Here is a 17,570-nt window from a genome sequence, read left to right on the forward strand (position 1 = left end):
AAAGTGAAACCGAAACAGAATTTGCTTGGCGACCATAGCATTTTGGACCCACCTGATTTCCATGCCGAACTCAGAAGTGAAACGAAATAGCGCCGATGGTAGTGTGGGGCTTCCCCATGTGAGAGTAGGACATCGCCAGGCTTTTAATTTAAGGTACTTGTTCTGAACGACAAGTATCGGATAAAACAAAAGTTTTATCTCCGTGTGGAGCGGTAGTTCAGTTGGTTAGAATACCGGCCTGTCACGCCGGGGGTCGCGGGTTCGAGTCCCGTCCGCTCCGCCATTTATTCAGACAAAGCCCTAGCAGCAATGCTAGGGCTTTTTCGTATGTGTAATATTTGACTAGCATTCCCAAAGCGTTTTGTATTAATAACTGGCTTTTAATATCGGCCTAAATAAGTCTTTTATGCTCTTTACTGACTAGAATCATTAGTAAACTATATAACATTAGGCTCTAAAGTTATGGCTTTGAGAGCTTGTTACCTAATTATTTCCAAAGCTATTTTCCTAGAACTCGAATTAATAACAGAGTTCTGAATCCTGTATCTTGAGGTCACTTGAGCATAGAGATATCGTCCTTTCTATAAAGAAATATATTTGCTCTCAGCAACTTCCCATAGTGCTTTTACTAACGGATTTTCAAGTTGGCTTTTTGCACAGCAGACACCGAGCTCAAATGGCTTGATTGGTAGGACTTTGAGTCTGTTGATCTTTTCTCTTACTGGACTATTGTTGATTACTACATCTGGAGCAATACCGACACCACACCCTAGAGCTACCATGCTAACAATCGCTTCGTGACCAGCAACTTGTGCATAGATATTTGGTTTAATCTTCATCTGTTTAAACCAAACATTCGCTCTTTCTCTTGCTGTCCCGGCTTCAGGGAGAATAAACGGAATTGCAGCCCAGTCTGGTCTATCTTTTTGTAACTCTTCAGCGAAGGTGCTTACTCCAAGCGGAGCTATTACAGACAGCGGTATTTCACTAATGGGTTCGAAGGAGACTTTAGCGGGTAGTTGGTCTGGTTTTGCAGATATTGCAATATCTGCCTCGTCGGACAAGATTTTATCGATGGCTTGCGCTGGATCGCCTGTCGATAGTTTGAACTCAATGAAGGGGTGCTGCAGACGAAATTCAGAGATCAGTTCTGGCAAATGGCTATAGCTTGCAGTGACGGAGCAAAAGAGTCGTATCTCGCCTTTTAATTCATCCTCAGTTCCTTTTATATGGCTTTGATACTGCTGCCATTCACTGATAATTTTTAAAGCAACGGGTAATAGCTTTTTACCTTGGACGGTTAATTCCACGCTTCTGTTATCACGCAGAAACAGTAGTTGATGAGTTTCATCTTCGAGTTTTTGGATCTGTCGACTCAAAGCTGATGGGCTAATGTGCATTGCTGATGCGGTCTTAGCAAAGCTTTTACTGTCACACAGATGAATGAACAGTTGCAGGCTTTTGATATTCATTAAATCGTCACTTCCATGTTGCATAAATTGCAATGATTAATTGTGAATATATCACTTTCAGCAACAGAATGTCTGTTTTAGTATGACACCATTCGGTAAGAGAAATGCCGACCTCTATGGAAGAATGTTAAGGAGCACCAAGATGGCTAACTATTTCAATACTTTAAACCTACGCGAGCAGCTAGACCAATTAGGTCGTTGTCGTTTCATGGACCGCAGCGAATTTGCAACAGAAGCGGATTACCTGAAAGGTAAGAAAGTCGTTATCGTTGGTTGTGGTGCTCAAGGCCTAAACCAAGGTCTAAACATGCGTGACTCTGGTCTAAACGTAGCGTACGCTCTTCGTCAGGCAGCGATTGACGAGCAGCGCCAGTCTTACAAGAACGCAAAAGAGAACGGTTTTGAAGTAGCAAGCTATGAAACGTTAATCCCAGAAGCAGACCTAGTAATCAACCTTACGCCAGACAAGCAGCATACAAACGTTGTAGAAACGGTAATGCCGCTAATGAAGCAAGGCGCTGCACTAGGTTACTCACACGGTTTCAATGTGGTTGAAGAAGGCATGCAAATCCGTAAAGATCTAACGGTTGTTATGGTTGCACCTAAATGTCCAGGTACAGAAGTACGTGAAGAGTACAAGCGTGGTTTTGGTGTTCCAACACTGATTGCAGTTCACCCAGAGAATGACCCTAAAGGCGAGGGCTGGGATATCGCTAAAGCATGGGCTGCAGGCACTGGTGGTCACCGTGCAGGTTGTTTAGAATCTTCATTCGTTGCAGAAGTTAAATCTGACCTAATGGGTGAGCAAACTATCCTATGTGGCATGCTACAAGCCGGCTCTATCGTATGTTACGAGAAGATGATCGCTGACGGCATTGATCCAAGCTACGCAGGTAAACTACTTCAGTACGGTTGGGAAACCATCACAGAAGCACTGAAATTCGGTGGCATCACACACATGATGGACCGTCTATCAAACCCTGCGAAAATCAAAGCATTCGAGCTTTCTGAAGAGCTGAAAGAGCTAATGCGTCCGCTTTACAATAAGCACATGGATGACATCATCACAGGTGAGTTCTCAAGCACTATGATGGCTGACTGGGCAAATGATGACGCAAACCTTCTAGGCTGGCGTGAAGAAACAGGTGAAACGGCGTTTGAGAACTACCCAGCAGGTGACGTTGAAATTTCAGAGCAAGAGTACTTTGACAACGGTATCCTAATGGTTGCAATGGTTCGTGCCGGTGTAGAGCTTGCGTTTGAAGCAATGACGGCTTCTGGCATCATCGATGAATCCGCGTACTACGAGTCACTGCACGAACTACCGCTTATCGCCAACACAGTAGCACGTAAGCGTTTATACGAAATGAACGTAGTAATTTCAGATACAGCAGAGTATGGAAACTACCTTTTTGCAAACGTAGCAACGCCGCTACTGCGTGAGAAATTCATGCCTTCAGTATCAACTGACGTGATTGGTAAAGGTTTAGGCTTAATATCTAACCAGGTTGATAACGCAACGCTAATCGCTGTAAATGACACTATTCGTAACCATCCGGTTGAGTATATCGGTGAAGAGCTACGTGGGTACATGACGGATATGAAGAACATCGCGGTAGGCGGCTAATTATTTGCTTTAAGGTTCCATTTCGGTGTCGAAGGTGCTCATTTAGTATCGTAAACACCGAGCCTTCTCCTAGAAATGAAACCTTAATTCTGCGTAATTCGCTAACTGAAGTGAGCAAAGAACTCCAGACAGACTGGGGTCAATAAATACAACATATAACACAACATCTAAATAAAAGGCTTGGTCTCCGTTGACCAAGCCTTTTTGTTTTTTTCGATTATCAAGCCTGACATTGGAAAAACGCTTCAACTAGAGGAGCATTTTAGAACTATTTATCAGCTAGCTTTTCTTCAAGCGCGGCTAATTTTCTTTCCATTTCGGTCAGTTTTTGACGTGTCCGGAGTAATACTTGAGTCTGAACATCAAACTCTTCACGGCTTACAACGTCGAGCTTGTTAAGTTGGCCTTGGATAACTTGTCGAACTTTCTGATCGACGTCAGCGCCTAGCTCTTTGACAGGTTGCGGCATTGAGTCGTGAATTTGTTTAGCGATTTGCTCTAATTTCTTTGGGTCAAACATAGTGGCTAAAACTCCTTTTGATTTGCCCACATTTTATGTAAATGATACGTGAATGTCGCCATTTTAGATGACAAAAAAGAGAGTGGTCATAAAAAAGGTCACCGAAGTGACCTTGTTCTTAGCTTGTGACGCTTATTTGTTTCCTGCTAACTCGCGATGAGCCGCTTTTGCTTCATCTACTCGCGCTAACTTTTCCAGGTCTTTGTCTTCAACAAACACTGGTAGTGGCTTGTGTTTCTCAGCAAGGTAGCTGTAAATCACAGGCAGTACGAATAGCGTAAACAGTGTACCGATTGCTAGGCCAGCAACGATGACGATACCGATACTGAAGCGTTGAGCGGCACCAGCGCCTGTCGCGTACATTAGTGGAATAAGGCCCGCGATCATGGCAGCCGTTGTCATTAGGATCGGACGAAGACGAACTTTCGCCGCTTCCATTACTGCATCGATACGCGATAGCTTGTTATGTAGCTGCTCTTCTTTCGCAACCTCACAGATCAAGATACCATGCTTGGTAATTAGACCAACGAGCGTGATCAGGCCGACCTGTGAGTAGATGTTCATTGTTGCTGTTCCCCAGGCGAGCGCAATCAATGCACCACAAATCGCTAGCGGAACCGATACCATGATCACAATTGGATCGCGGATGGATTCAAACTGAATCGCCAGTACTAGGAAGATGATTGCTAATGCCAAACCGAATGTTGCGTAGAGTGCACTACCTTCGGTTACAAATTGACGCGCTTCACCCATGTAGTCATGGTTGTAGCCTGCAGGCAATTTGTTTTGAGCAATATCTTCAAACCAATTGATTGCATCACCCATCGCGATGCCTGGTGACGGTACTGCACCGACCGTTGCTGAGTTTAGCTGGTTAAAGTGGGGCAGTGAGCGAGGCTCAGCAACTACATCAATGGTAATTAAGCTGCCTAGAGGCACCGCTTCCCCGTCAACCGATCGAACGTAATAGTTCTTCATCGACTCAGGGTTTAGACGCCATTTTCGCTCTACTTGAGGAATCACCTCATATGAACGGCCATTTAGGTCGATACGGTTTACGTAACCGTCCGCCATCATGGTACTTAGCGTTACGCCGATGTCTTGCATGGTCACGCCGTAAGCGCCAGCTTTATCCTTATCGATGCTGATCTTCATCGTGGCTGAATCGTAGTTAAGATCAAGATCTGAGTACACGAACATCGGGCTAGTCGATACGTTAGCGAGAATATCACTGGCAATAGTAAACAAGCTTTCGAAGCTGTTTGGCGTAGTGATCACGAACTGAATCGGTAGGCCTGAGCCAGCTCCAGGTAGCTCTGGCATCTGGAAAGCCGTGACAGACATTCCAGGCACGTGAGACACCAGTTCACCAACGCGCTTAGTGATTTCTGCCTGACTTGCTTCACGCTGACTCCAAGGTTTTAGTGTCGCGAGACCGAACGCTTGGTTTGAGTTTGGAACACCGTTAAACACCTGTGCGTACTCTACTTCTGGCTGATCAGACAGAATTTTGTTTACGTCATTCATGGTGTTTTGGATGTAATCCAAGTTCGCGTTTGATGGAGCGGTACCCAACAGAACCACAACGCCTTTATCTTCAGAAGGTGCGAGCTCACTTGGAATGAACTTAAACAGAACCGGTAAGCTAGCAAAGACGATGACCGCAAATGCCATAATCACGGGACGATGTGCCATTACAGCTCTCAACATCTTCTCGTAGCGATTGGTCATGCCATCCAATATGCGGTGAACTTTTTGTTCGAACTTGCTCGGTTGTTCGTTAGCTTTGAGCATTTTTGAACACATCATCGGAGACAATGTTAGTGCGATGATACCTGAAACAAACACCGCTCCAGCTAGTGTTAGCGCGAATTCTTTAAATAGTGAACCCGTAATGCCCCCCATCAGTGCGATTGGCGCATAAACGGCACCCAAGGTTAGTGTCATCGCAATAACCGGAATCGCAATTTCACGAGTACCAATGATTGCCGCACGGAATGGTGATTCACCTTCTTTAATATGACGGTCAACGTTTTCTAGTACAACGATTGCGTCATCCACCACCAGACCGATGGCGAGTACCATTGCCAGCAGCGTCATCAAGTTCCAAGAGAAGCCCATCGCCTGCATGATCATCGCAACACCAATCAATGATAGTGGGATAGTAACGATAGGGATGATTACTGCACGGAATGAACCTAGGAACAGGGTGATCACAATTAGTACGATCACAGCGGCTTCGACAATCGTTTTCACAACCTCGTGAATCGATTCATTGATCGCTATGGTTGAGTCGTACATCACGTTCATTTTGATGTTACTTGGCAAGTTGCGTTCAAGTTGAGGCAACAGCTTCAGTACATCAGTTGCGATGTTGATAGGGTTTGCACTTGGTGCCGCATTGATTGCTGCAACCACAGCTTCCTTGCCGTTTGCACTAGCGCGGTAAACATCGTGACTCTTTGCTAACGAGACTTTGGCAATATCACCAAGGCGTATCACGTCACCGTCGCCTGTCTTCACAACTAGCGCTTCAAGTTCAGCAACGTTAGATACCTGAGTATCCGCGCTACCGTTATAAAGAACGAATTCACCCGTTGCTTGGCCAGTTGCCGACTGGTAGTTGTTTGCGTTCAGAACGTCCATTACATCCGTCGCAGCCAGCTTAAGAGCCCCCATTTTCGCCGGATCTAGCCATACGCGAAGTGCGTATTTCATGCCACCGTAAAGGTCGACTTTTGATACACCGTTTACCGTGAACAGTTGCGGGTTGATTACACGTTCAAGGTAGTCGGTGATCTGGCTTGAAGACAACTCATCACTGGTGAAACCAATATACAGTACCGCAGTTGTTGAACCAGTCGACATGGTAACGGTAGGGTCTTCCGCTTCTTTAGGAAGCTGAGATCGTACGGAGTTTGTTTTCGCCAAAATGTCAGCCAACGCTGCATTTGGGTCCGTGTTCAGCTTCATGTTAACGGTAATGGTTGAAGTACCTAAAACCGAAGATGAAGTCATGTAATCGATATTATCGGCTTGAGCAACAGCTTGCTCCAAGGGCTGAGTAATAAATCCTTGGATCAAGTTAGCACTTGCACCGTAATAACTGGTGGTGACGGTAACCACCGTATTTGTCATTTCAGGGTATTCGCGAACCTGCATTTTGAACACAGCTTGTAAACCAAGCAACGCAATCAAAAAACTGATCGATACCGCCAGAACTGGACGTTTAATAAAAACATCAGTAAAGCGCATGATGCCTCCAATTAAAGCATTGGTGTTACTGTAGGTAGGGTAAGGGCATCATCTTCAACGATGCTTACTTTAGCGTGATTGCTCAAACGGATTTGACCTGATGTCACTACCACATCTCCTGGTTTTACACCGTTTAAGATATGCGCGATGTCTTTGGTACGTTCACCTACTTTGACAACATGTTGTTTAACGCGTTTTTCGCCTTTTTCGTCCGTCACGATGTATACGTTATCACCGTACAAGGTAAAGGTGATCGCAGTTTGTTGCAGTGTTACTTGGTTCTCTAACTTCGGCAAAATGATATTTGCACGCGCAAACATGCCACTACGAAGCTTACCATCACTGTTTGGAATGTCTGCTTGAACTTGGATTAGACCACTCTGTACGTTAACCGCCGGTTCGATTGCTGAAATTGACCCTTTGAAAGACTTATCCGGATAAGCATCAACAAAGATATCTACCTCTTGGCCTAGTGTGATACGAGAGATATCGGTTTGAGGTACGGTAAAACGCAGACGCATTACGCTTGTATCTTCTAGTCGTACAATATCAGTGCCTGTTTGTAGATACTGACCAAGGTAAACATTACGAATACCAACGACACCAGCAAAAGGAGCTTTGATTTCACGACGGTCGATGGTCGCTTTTAGACTTTCGATATCCGCTTTAAGTGAGAAGTAATTTGCTTCCGCTTCATCGTACGCTTCTTTAGAGATAGAGCCTTTTTTGAAGAGGCCTTGGTAGCGTTTGTATTTCGCTTGAGCAGCAGGTAGTTTTGCTTGAATGCTTTTTAGGTTTGCCTTTTCCACATCAGAGTCTAGATGAACCAAAGGTTGGCCTTCTTCAACTTGTGTGCCTGAATGGAAAGTGATTTTATCAATCACACCACTGGTTTCGTTAGCAATCGTAACCCCTTGGTTTGGTTCGATAAAGCCAATTGCTTCAATCACCGGTATCCAGTCTACCGCTTTTACTTCCGTGACCGTTACAGGAAACTCTGGCTCCGGACGATTCGCCATGTATTCAGCAATTTTCTGTTGCTTGAATAAGTTGAAACCTATCACGCTCCCAAATAGGAGAATTGCGATAAGTAACATAAAGAAAGTCCACTTTTTCATTCTTATAAGAACTCCAAGTTAGTGTTTAATAATTGCATCCCAACTGGCCTCGATGGTTGCTTCCAACGCATCGTCATCCAATTGATAAAACCCCAAAGCATGTTTTCTAGCAAGTGCAACACAAGCTTCAAAACTTAACCCTGAAAGAATTTCGTTATCGAGGGGTTTGAAAACACCCTCGGCTTTGCCTTGATCAAAAAGGCGATTTACTTGGGCAAACATTTGTCGTTCAAGTTTCCGTGTATTTTTACGATTTGCACAGGGTAATGATTCATATTGGACACGACTGCTTATTATGTCTGAATTTGAACCAGCTAAGCGCCAAATATTGAGCCACATAGTACAGTAACGTTCTTTCAAGGCCATGTTGTCATGAACATCTGCCTGAACAGCGTTCGCAATACGTTTGGTTACGTTAAGGCGAACTTCCTCTAAAAGATGTTCTTTATCTGAGAAATAACGATAAATTGTACCTGCCGCAACACCAGCCTCAGCCGCAAGCTTGTGCATAGAAAGGCCGTGAAAGCCTGATTCCGCAATCAAACGTTCTGCGGCAGCAATGATTTGCTCGTATTTATCGCCAGTAGTGTTATTGGTCATAACCCCATCACCAAATGAATGAACGTTCATTCATTATAGCTTGATTCCTAGTTGGAAATACAACAGAGTGTTGCAAATGTCAGCGTAAACTTTACGTGAAAATGACCGTAGATTTCATACGATCGCCCCTTTATCATAGGCACCACTATTTCCACCCACAGAGAATTGTTATGAAGCTGAACCCTAGACAAGACGAAGCCGTTAAGTACGTATCAGGCCCATGCTTGGTACTTGCAGGGGCTGGTTCGGGTAAAACTCGTGTAATTACCAATAAAATCGCTTATTTGGTTCAGCAGTGTGGTTACAAGGCTCGTAATATCGCAGCAGTCACCTTTACCAACAAAGCCGCGCGTGAGATGAAAGAGCGTGTTGGTCAAACATTAGGTAAAGCGGAAGCGAAAGGGTTAATGGTTTCGACCTTTCACACTTTAGGTCTTAATATCATCAAGCGTGAATACAAAGCGCTTGGGCTAAAGTCGGGTTTCTCGTTATTTGATGACCAAGACCAGTTAGCATTGCTAAAAGAACTGACAGAAAAGCAGTTGGATGGAGACAAAGACTTGTTACGTCAATTGCTAAGCTGTATTTCTAATTGGAAGAACGACATGTTGTCGCCAGAGCAAGCTAAAGCGCAGGCAAAAGGTGAGCAGCAACAGTTATTTGCTTTCTGCTTTGAGATGTACCAAAAGCAGATGAAGGCTTATAACGCGCTCGACTTTGATGACTTGATACTGATGCCAGTATTATTGCTGCGAAATCATGAAGAAGTGCGCCAGCGTTGGCAGAGTCGTATTCGCTACCTGTTGGTGGATGAATACCAAGATACTAATACCAGTCAGTATGAATTGGTAAGATTGATTGTGGGTGAGCGAGGGCGTTTGACTGTCGTTGGTGATGATGACCAGTCTATCTACTCGTGGCGTGGGGCGAAGCCGCAAAATTTGGTGCTGCTTGGTGAAGATTACCCAAATCTGCGTTTGATTAAGCTAGAGCAGAACTATCGCTCGACGAGCCGTATTTTGCGTGCGGCAAATATCTTGATCGCCAATAACCCACACGTATATGAAAAATCTCTGTTCTCAGAAATTCCAGACGGTGAAAAACTCAAGGTACTATTGGCGAAAAATGAAGAGCATGAAGCCGAGCGTGTCACCGGAGAGTTGATTGCACACCGATTCCTGAATCGTACTGAGTATAAAAATTACGCGGTGTTATACCGAGGGAATCATCAGTCACGTTTGATTGAAAAGTCACTGATGCAGAACCGAGTGCCATACAAGCTGTCTGGTGGTACGTCTTTCTTTGCCCGTTCAGAAATCAAAGATATCATGGCTTATCTGCGAGTACTGGTGAACCCTGATGATGACAATGCCTTTCTACGTATTGTGAACACACCTAGACGTGAAATTGGCCCTGTTACTTTAGAAAAACTAGGCAGTTACGCCAACATGCGCGGTAAGAGTCTGTTTGAAGTCAGTTTTGAAATGGGGCTTGAGCAGCACCTTACTGGTCGTGGATTGGAAAACCTGCGCCGCTTTACTCACTGGTTAGTAGCGATCGCTGATCAAGCTGAGCGAGGTGACACCGTTGAAGCCGTGCGTTCGCTGGTTCGAGATATTCACTACGAAGACTGGTTGTATGAAACTTCTGCCAGCCCAAAAGCGGCGGAGATGCGAATGAAGAACGTATCGGAGCTTTACTCTTGGATCGTGTCGGACCTCGAGGGGGATAACTACGATCAGGAAGAAAAAACGCTAAAAGAAGTGGTTCAGCGGTTAACTCTACGCGACATGATGGAGCGTGGTGAGGAAGATGAAGACAGCGACGCGGTGCAGCTAATGACGCTTCATGCATCAAAAGGTCTAGAGTTCCCGTTTGTATACTTGATCGGTTCGGAAGAAGGGATATTGCCGCACCAAACCAGTATTGATGAAGACAACGTCGAAGAAGAGCGTCGCTTGATGTACGTCGGTATTACACGTGCGCAGCGCGAGCTGACTTTTACGATGTGTAAAGAGCGTCGACAGTTTGGTGAATTGATTAAACCGACCCAAAGCCGTTTTTTGGATGAGTTACCATTTGATGATGTGGAATGGGAAATCAACAAAAAGCCAGTCTCCCAAGAAGAGCGCATGGCGAAAGGACAAGCACATATCGCCAATTTACGTTCAATGTTTAAGAAATAGCGTTATCGTCGATGACGGCACAAAACAAAAAGGCTTGCCATTTGGCAAGCCTTTCTCATTTCTAAATGATGGTTTATAGGTCTTTGATCATGTGGTCGATGGCTGCAATGATTTCATCATCAGAACAGTCCATACAGGAGCCTTTTGCTGGCATTGCGTTGAAGCCTTGAATCGCGTGATCGGTCATTACATCTTTGCCTTGAGCAATACGTGGAGCCCAATCAGCAGCATCGCCAGTTTTTGGTGCGCCACTCACACCAGAAGCGTGACAAGCAATACAGAACGTGCCGTAAACAGAAGCGCCATCGCGTGGTCCTGTTGGCTCTGCTTTTACAGGCTCTGCACCAGCTAGATACACATCACCGACAGGTTTGATGCGCTCTGCGATCGCATCGTATTCAGTTTGGCTGATGTCAGAAGCTAAAGCTGCCGTAGAAAAAGTTAAGGCAGCGAACAAAACGCTAATCATTCGTCGAGACATATCCATTAAACCCACTTCACATTCCCGAGGTAAGTGACTTACCTATTTATATAGTTAGAGTATTGAAACCAGTTCGAAAAAATATTTGAAAAAAATTTTATCGAGTGGCGTAAATTGATTAAACAACAACGTTGCGACTGTTAAATCGATGTAAATGATGGGTGATTATATCCCGATAAGTTGTTGCAATAAACCACAAGTTATCCACGACAGGGCGTGAATCACACCAAAAAGCCAGTTTTAAGGTGGCTAACTGTCGAAAAAGAGACCAAACAATAAAAAAAGTAAAAAAAGTACTAGACGCCATAGGATGATATCCGTATTATTCCTCTCCGCCGATAGGGCATGCGCCCGTAGCTCAGTTGGATAGAGCGTTGGCCTCCGGAGCCAAAGGTCGAAGGTTCGAATCCTTTCGGGCGTACCATTCGCCAAAAGGTTATCGGTAAAAATTTTAGTGGTGGCTATAGCTCAGTTGGTAGAGTCCCGGATTGTGATTCCGGTTGTCGCGGGTTCAAATCCCGTTAGCCACCCCATTCTTTCCTTTTAGGCTAGAATGCGGTAGCATTGCTTCCCTTCTTGATGTTAAATCAAGATAAAACATAAGTCGGTGAATAGCGCAGCTTGGTAGCGCATCTGGTTTGGGACCAGAGGGTCGGGGGTTCGAATCCCTCTTCACCGACCACTATTTAGTTTATGGCTATACTAGAGCGGTAAACGAAACAAATTTGATGGTGGCTATAGCTCAGTTGGTAGAGTCCCGGATTGTGATTCCGGTTGTCGCGGGTTCAAATCCCGTTAGCCACCCCATTATTTAAGGTGACTTCTTTAGTTGAAGTGTCCTGTTGGATTTGAGAAAATCAAACGAAACATAAGTCGGTGAATAGCGCAGCTTGGTAGCGCATCTGGTTTGGGACCAGAGGGTCGGGGGTTCGAATCCCTCTTCACCGACCATCATTAGAAAGCCTGCTTTTTAGCAGGCTTTCGTCGTTTTAGAGCTTATTACATCGCTTGGACTGCATTAGTCGGCAATGTATCCATGGATTTGAACCCAAGTGGGGTTCGCCTGAAGTTAGAATATGGCTCTTCACCGACTACGATTTAAAGCCTCAGTCGAATGACTGGGGCTTTTTTACATTTGAAATTTAGAATGTTTGGGATCATAGGGGCGTTGGCTGGAGCGCCAGCCCGGTGGAGCGCCAGTCCGCAGGGTGCCCTGTCGCCGAAACTCGGACGTGTCGAATCCTTTTTTACCGATTACAATTTGAAGCCTCAGTCGAAAGATTGGGGCTTTTTGGCATTTGTCATCTTCAAAAATTGGCACTTAATTTCAAGCTCTCCAGAAATGTACAGCTCTAGGCGCTTTTGACCACCCATGATCTAAATGCTTTTCGATCTGACAAAAGAAACCCCAGCGCGGTGGCTAGGGTTAATTTAGTTTGTTATTGAGCAAGGGTTTTTAGGATCTCGTTTAACTCAACCGTTTCTTTCACTTCATAGTTCGGCTTGATATCGGTTGGGTTTGTCGAGCCTGTTGCGTTAACCCATACGCTTAGAATACCCATATTGTTGGCGCCAGCGATGTCTGCTAGTAGAGAATCACCGATATGGAGCGCTTCTTCTGGCTTCACGTCAACAAGGTTGAGTGCTTTATGGAAGATGCTTGCAGCAGGCTTTTCTTCTGGCTCTTCTCCGCCGACGATAATGTGGTCTACCCATTCACTCATTTGAGTTGCTTTGAGTTTGGGATGCTGGGAGAAGATAGGGCCATTAGTGATCACCACGAGTTTGTAATGCTGGCGAAGATTGTTCAGCATTTCCTTCACACCCGGCAAGAAGGTAAATGCCCTCATACGAGCGGAATCAAAATAGTGTTGAGCCTGTTGAGCTTGTGCTGTGTTGATATGAATACCATGCTCTGCCAGAATGGTTTGGATTAGACCACAGCGGAACGCATTTTCATCTGGCAGTAACGAAACAAGGTGAGGAAATTCGTTATTTAGCTTTTTATATACGCCTTGTAAGTAGCGTTGTACAAAGGCCTCGGAATCTATGACCTGTGGGTAAGTTTTCTGGATCCAAGCGGAAAACTCTTGTCCAGCGACTTTGTCGGCTTGAGAAGTGCCACATAAGGTCTCGTCCATATCAAAAAAAATCGCTTTAAGCACAGGGGCTCCTTCATTCACAACTCGAGATGGGATCTTGATTATCCCTTATCCCAATCAAAATAACAGCGTAAAGCGCGAAATCAGTCTCTCTATTCGCCTGTTTCCGCAAGACTGTGCGATTTATGGTGAGGTTTAAAGTGAGCGCTTTTGTGGGCAACCACTAAACCGCATAAAACACGCATAACTTGGGGGAGGTGAGCGATTTCATTTATTTTGCCGATGTGCTCACGTTTTAGGTTCATGCCGCACGCATGACCTTTAGCTTTTTTTGGTACGGACTATTTTGCTAGTAACATTTTGTGTCGAATAAATTGCTAGTAAACAGGATCTTGTTTTTCAAATGTTAATTTATCCCTGTGAATAGTATGGATACTGTTGGATGAGAGGTTGTGTTTAAATTTGGAGCATATTTCTGTTTATTATGGTGCTTGGCGCACAAAAATAGTGCGCAATTAAAATGGTTAAATACTTGTTAATGCATTTCTATTCGTTCATTATGCGTGTAATTAATGTTTTTTCGGCGGAATATACTTTAATTGTTGCTTTTTTGTGTGATCTTTGACAAATTGTCACCGCATTAAAATTTCAGAGTATTATTCTGAATTTGAACGGATTCATTCAGGTTATAAATGGCGCTAGGTCGCGCGATTTGATACCACAGACAAGGCAGTAGAGGTCTGAAATGTCACTATTAGAGGTGAAAAACCTTCGTATTGAGTACCCATCACGCCACGGTGTCCATGCTGCGGTGAAGTCACTCTCTTTTAATATTGAAAGGGGTGAGATAGTGGGAGTGGTTGGCGAGTCAGGTGCGGGTAAATCCACCGTTGGTAACGCCGTTATTGATTTGCTAAGCCCTCCAGGTCGCATTGCGAGTGGTGATGTGTACCTTGATGGCGAAATTATTTCTGGGCTGTCCCCAGAGGCGATGCGCAAGGTTCGTGGCTCGAAGATTGGTTTCATTTTCCAAGACCCAATGACCTCTCTTAATCCTCTATTTACGGTTGAGCAGCAGCTAAAAGAGACCATCCACGCCAACATGAAAGTGTCGGATGAAGAGGCATACCAACGTGCGTTGTCTCTGATGCAGCAAGTTGGGATTCCCCAACCCGAAAACCGCCTAAAACAGTACCCTCACCAGTTCTCAGGTGGTATGCGCCAGCGTGTCGTTATTGCTATCGCGCTGGCCGGTGAACCTGATCTGATCATCGCCGATGAGCCAACGACAGCACTCGACGTGTCTATCCAAGACCAGATCCTAAACCTTATTCGTGAGTTGTGTCTCAAGAATAATGTAGGCTGTATGTTGGTCACACACGACATGGGTGTGGTGTCTAACGTCACTGACCGTGTTGCAGTAATGTACCGTGGCGATTTGGTCGAGTTTGGCCCAACGGCAAAAGTGCTAGGCGATCCGGACCACCCATACACACGTAGTTTGATCTCTGCCGTTCCTCGCTCTGACGCAAAACTCGATCGCTTCCCATTGGTAAGTTACATCGAAGATGCGACAGAGATGGAGCCACTAGACATTAAAAATCATTGGCTCGGCCAAAGCCAAGACCAACGTGAGTACACAGGTCCTCTATTGGACGTGAAGAACGTGAATTTGCGATTCGTGACCAAAGATTCGTTGTTTGAAAGCCGCCGCGAGTACGTGCAAGCATCAAACAATGTCAGCTTTGAAGTGCACGAGGGTGAGACATTTGGTCTAGTGGGGGAGTCTGGTTCTGGTAAATCGACCATTGCACGTGTGATCGCGGGCTTGTATGAGCCAAACTCTGGTCAAGTGAGTTTCGAAGGCATCGACCTTACGGCGCTGAAATCGGAAAAAGCACGCCGCCCACTGCGTCGTCAGATGCAGATGGTGTTCCAGAACCCATACACATCAATGAACCCGCGTATGAAGATTTTTGACATCATCGCGGAGCCAATTCGTTTCCATAAGCTTACTAAGAATGAAGCGGAAACGCGCCGAATTGTGAATGACCTGCTCGATCATGTCGGTTTGGGCAAAATGGCTGGCGTGAAGTACCCACATGAATTTTCCGGTGGTCAGCGCCAGCGTATCTCGATTGCGCGCGCACTGGCGACCCGTCCTCGACTGCTGATTTGTGACGAACCGACATCAGCGTTGGATGTATCGGTACAGGCACAAATCCTGAATTTACTGAAAGATCTGCAAAGTGAACTGAACCTCACCATGCTGTTTATTAGTCACGATTTGCCGGTTATTCGTCAGATGTGTGATCGAGTAGGTGTTATGCAGATGGGCACGCTATTGGAAGTCGCACCCACTGAGCAATTGTTTACTGCTCCTCAGCATGAATACAGTAAGAAATTGATTTCTCTGATGCCTGAATTCACAGGTTTGAGAGAAGAAATCAAAATGGCATAAACCAAGTTTTTCGCTTGGCGGACCATCAAGGTCAACAAACCTCAGTCATAGCAAAGACGCAAACACAACAACAAGGGATCCGGATCCCCGCATGAAGGAGTTATGCAAATGAAAACCATGAAAAGCAAATTAGCAGTGGCGCTAATGGCAGCAGGCCTAAGCTTTAATGCGATGGCAGCAGATATCAAAGTGGGCTACGCCGCTGACCCAGTATCGCTAGACCCGCATGAGCAGCTTTCTGGTGGCACACTGCAAATGTCACACATGGTATTTGACCCTCTCGTTCGTTTCACTCAAGAAATGGACTTTGAGCCTCGACTAGCAGAGAGCTGGGAGCGCGTTAACGACACAACGGTTCGCTTTAAGCTACGTGAAGGCGTAAAGTTTCATTCTGGTAATGACTTAACGGCTGACGATGTGGTGTGGACTTTCGAGCGTCTACAAAGCTCTCCAGACTTTAAAGCTATCTTTGACCCATACGAGAAAATCATCAAGGTAGATGATTACACGTTCGATCTAGTGACCAAGGGGCCATACCCGCTAGTGCTACAAACGGCAACGTACATCTTCCCAATGGACAGCAAGTTCTACTCAGGTCAGACAGCTGACGGCAAAGACAAGTCTGAGCTCGTGAAGCACGGTAACTCATTTGCATCGACCAATGTTTCTGGTACGGGACCATTCATTGTGACGTCTCGTGAGCAGGGCGTAAAAGTGGAATTCGAACGTTTCAAAGATTACTGGGACAAAGAATCGAAAGGTAACGTTGATAAGCTAACGTTAGTACCGATCAAAGAAGACGCAACGCGCGTAGCCGCACTACTTTCTGGCGGTGTTGATATGATTCACCCAGTAGCGCCAAACGATCACAAGCGTGTGAAAGACGCAGAAGGCATCGACCTAGTCACGCTACCAGGTACGCGTATTATCACGTTCCAAATGAACCAAAACAGTAACGAAGCACTGAAAGATGTGCGCGTTCGTCAGGCGATTGTTCACGCCATTAATAACGAAGGTATCGTGAAGAAAATCATGAAAGGCTTCGCAACGGCGGCTGGTCAACAAAGTCCAGTAGGTTACGTAGGTCACGATGACAAATTGGTTCCTCGCTACGATCTGAAAAAAGCAAAACAGCTGATGAAAGAAGCGGGTTACGAGGACGGCTTTACGCTGACCATGATGGCACCAAACAACCGTTACGTGAATGATGCAAAAGTGGCACAAGCGGCAGCAGCAATGCTGTCTAAGATCGGCATCAAGGTTGATTTGAAGACCATGCCTAAAGCGCAATACTGGCCAGAGTTTGATAAGTGTGCGGCTGACATGTTGATGATCGGTTGGCACTCCGATACGGAAGATTCAGCGAACTTCAACGAGTTCCTAACCATGACTCGCAACGAAGAAACAGGCCGTGGTCAGTACAACTGTGGTTACTACTCAAACCCAGAAATGGACAAAATCGTTGAAGCCGCGAACGTAGAAACGGACCCAGCGAAGCGTGCAGAGATGCTGAAAGGTGTTGAAGCGACATTATACAACGACGCCGCATTCGTACCGCTACACTGGCAAAGTGAAGCGTGGGGCGCAAAGTCTAACGTGAAAGCCGCAGACATCGTGAACCCAATGGTAATGCCTTACTTCGGTGACCTAGTGGTTGAGTAATCACGGTTGGTCGCTTTTGAGGAGGGAGGGATGATGTCCCTCCTCAACTTAAAGCACTCGGCTCAGTTTTGTTTCAGTCGGACTGA

Annotated in this window: 11 protein-coding genes, 6 tRNA genes and 1 rRNA gene; 11 read left to right on the plus strand and 7 right to left on the minus strand. The window is 45.5% G+C overall.

Annotation, left to right across the window (positions count from 1 at the left end):
* The first annotated feature begins 24 nt into the window (after positions 1–24).
* Positions 25–141: ribosomal RNA gene (rrf, locus tag AK965_RS07880) — 5S ribosomal RNA — on the plus strand.
* Between the two features lie 65 nt (positions 142–206).
* Positions 207–283: transfer RNA gene (locus AK965_RS07885), tRNA-Asp, on the plus strand.
* Between the two features lie 298 nt (positions 284–581).
* On the opposite strand, the gene ilvY is transcribed toward AK965_RS07885, so the two are convergent.
* Complete coding sequence (gene ilvY, locus AK965_RS07890) at positions 582–1,472, minus strand: HTH-type transcriptional activator IlvY (RefSeq protein WP_099079103.1); 891 nt, start codon at positions 1,470–1,472, stop codon at positions 582–584.
* 142 nt (positions 1,473–1,614) lie between these two features.
* Here ilvY and ilvC point away from each other — a divergent pair, with 142 nt between their 5' ends.
* Complete coding sequence (gene ilvC, locus AK965_RS07895; RefSeq protein WP_099079104.1) at positions 1,615–3,099, plus strand: ketol-acid reductoisomerase; 1,485 nt, start codon at positions 1,615–1,617, stop codon at positions 3,097–3,099.
* 268 nt (positions 3,100–3,367) lie between these two features.
* On the opposite strand, the gene AK965_RS07900 is transcribed toward ilvC, so the two are convergent.
* The 4 genes from AK965_RS07900 to AK965_RS07915 all read right to left on the minus strand — a co-directional run bounded on the left by AK965_RS07900 (position 3,368) and on the right by AK965_RS07915 (position 8,592).
* Entirely contained in the window at positions 3,368–3,619 is a 252-nt protein-coding gene (locus AK965_RS07900) for an accessory factor UbiK family protein (RefSeq protein ID WP_099079105.1), read from the minus strand.
* 132 nt (positions 3,620–3,751) lie between these two features.
* On the minus strand, positions 3,752–6,874 hold the full coding sequence (gene vmeD, locus AK965_RS07905; RefSeq protein ID WP_099079106.1) for a multidrug efflux RND transporter permease subunit VmeD: 3,123 nt from the start codon (positions 6,872–6,874) through the stop codon (positions 3,752–3,754).
* Between the two features lie 11 nt (positions 6,875–6,885).
* Positions 6,886–7,992, minus strand: a complete 1,107-nt coding sequence (locus tag AK965_RS07910) for an efflux RND transporter periplasmic adaptor subunit (protein ID WP_099079107.1) — start codon at positions 7,990–7,992, stop codon at positions 6,886–6,888.
* 18 nt (positions 7,993–8,010) lie between these two features.
* The gene (locus AK965_RS07915; RefSeq protein WP_099079231.1) at positions 8,011–8,592 is read right to left on the minus strand and encodes a TetR/AcrR family transcriptional regulator; all 582 of its coding nucleotides are present in this window, start codon (positions 8,590–8,592) and stop codon (positions 8,011–8,013) included.
* A 170-nt stretch (positions 8,593–8,762) separates the two neighbouring features.
* On the opposite strand from AK965_RS07915, the gene rep reads away from it, so the two are divergent.
* Positions 8,763–10,778, plus strand: coding sequence for a DNA helicase Rep (rep, locus tag AK965_RS07920; RefSeq protein WP_099079108.1), 2,016 nt, complete (start codon positions 8,763–8,765; stop codon positions 10,776–10,778).
* Positions 10,779–10,851: 73 nt separating this feature from the next.
* Here the strand turns inward: rep and AK965_RS07925 are convergent, their stop codons facing one another.
* Positions 10,852–11,265 (minus strand): cytochrome c5 family protein, encoded by a 414-nt coding sequence (locus AK965_RS07925; RefSeq protein WP_099079109.1) that lies wholly within the window; start codon positions 11,263–11,265, stop codon positions 10,852–10,854.
* 341 nt (positions 11,266–11,606) lie between these two features.
* Here AK965_RS07925 and AK965_RS07930 point away from each other — a divergent pair.
* The 5 genes from AK965_RS07930 to AK965_RS07950 all read left to right on the plus strand — a co-directional run bounded on the left by AK965_RS07930 (position 11,607) and on the right by AK965_RS07950 (position 12,210).
* Positions 11,607–11,683 (plus strand) — tRNA-Arg (locus tag AK965_RS07930).
* Positions 11,684–11,716: 33 nt separating this feature from the next.
* A tRNA-His gene (locus tag AK965_RS07935) sits at positions 11,717–11,792 on the plus strand.
* A 72-nt stretch (positions 11,793–11,864) separates the two neighbouring features.
* Positions 11,865–11,941: transfer RNA gene (locus tag AK965_RS07940), tRNA-Pro, on the plus strand.
* A gap of 49 nt (positions 11,942–11,990) precedes the next feature.
* Positions 11,991–12,066: transfer RNA gene (locus AK965_RS07945), tRNA-His, on the plus strand.
* Positions 12,067–12,133: 67 nt separating this feature from the next.
* Positions 12,134–12,210, plus strand: a tRNA-Pro gene (locus AK965_RS07950).
* A gap of 488 nt (positions 12,211–12,698) precedes the next feature.
* Here AK965_RS07950 and AK965_RS07955 read toward each other — a convergent pair.
* Positions 12,699–13,424, minus strand: a complete 726-nt coding sequence (locus AK965_RS07955) for an HAD family hydrolase (protein ID WP_099079110.1) — start codon at positions 13,422–13,424, stop codon at positions 12,699–12,701.
* A gap of 682 nt (positions 13,425–14,106) precedes the next feature.
* On the opposite strand from AK965_RS07955, the gene AK965_RS07965 reads away from it, so the two are divergent.
* Together AK965_RS07965 and AK965_RS07970 are read left to right on the plus strand one after the other, a co-directional pair.
* The gene (locus AK965_RS07965; protein WP_099079111.1) at positions 14,107–15,822 is read left to right on the plus strand and encodes an ABC transporter ATP-binding protein; all 1,716 of its coding nucleotides are present in this window, start codon (positions 14,107–14,109) and stop codon (positions 15,820–15,822) included.
* Between the two features lie 108 nt (positions 15,823–15,930).
* Positions 15,931–17,484, plus strand: coding sequence for an ABC transporter substrate-binding protein (locus AK965_RS07970; RefSeq protein ID WP_099079112.1), 1,554 nt, complete (start codon positions 15,931–15,933; stop codon positions 17,482–17,484).
* Positions 17,485–17,570 lie beyond the last annotated feature (86 nt).

The sequence above is a fragment of the Vibrio sp. PID17_43 genome, from assembly GCF_002608565.1.
Lineage (GTDB): Bacteria > Pseudomonadota > Gammaproteobacteria > Enterobacterales > Vibrionaceae > Vibrio.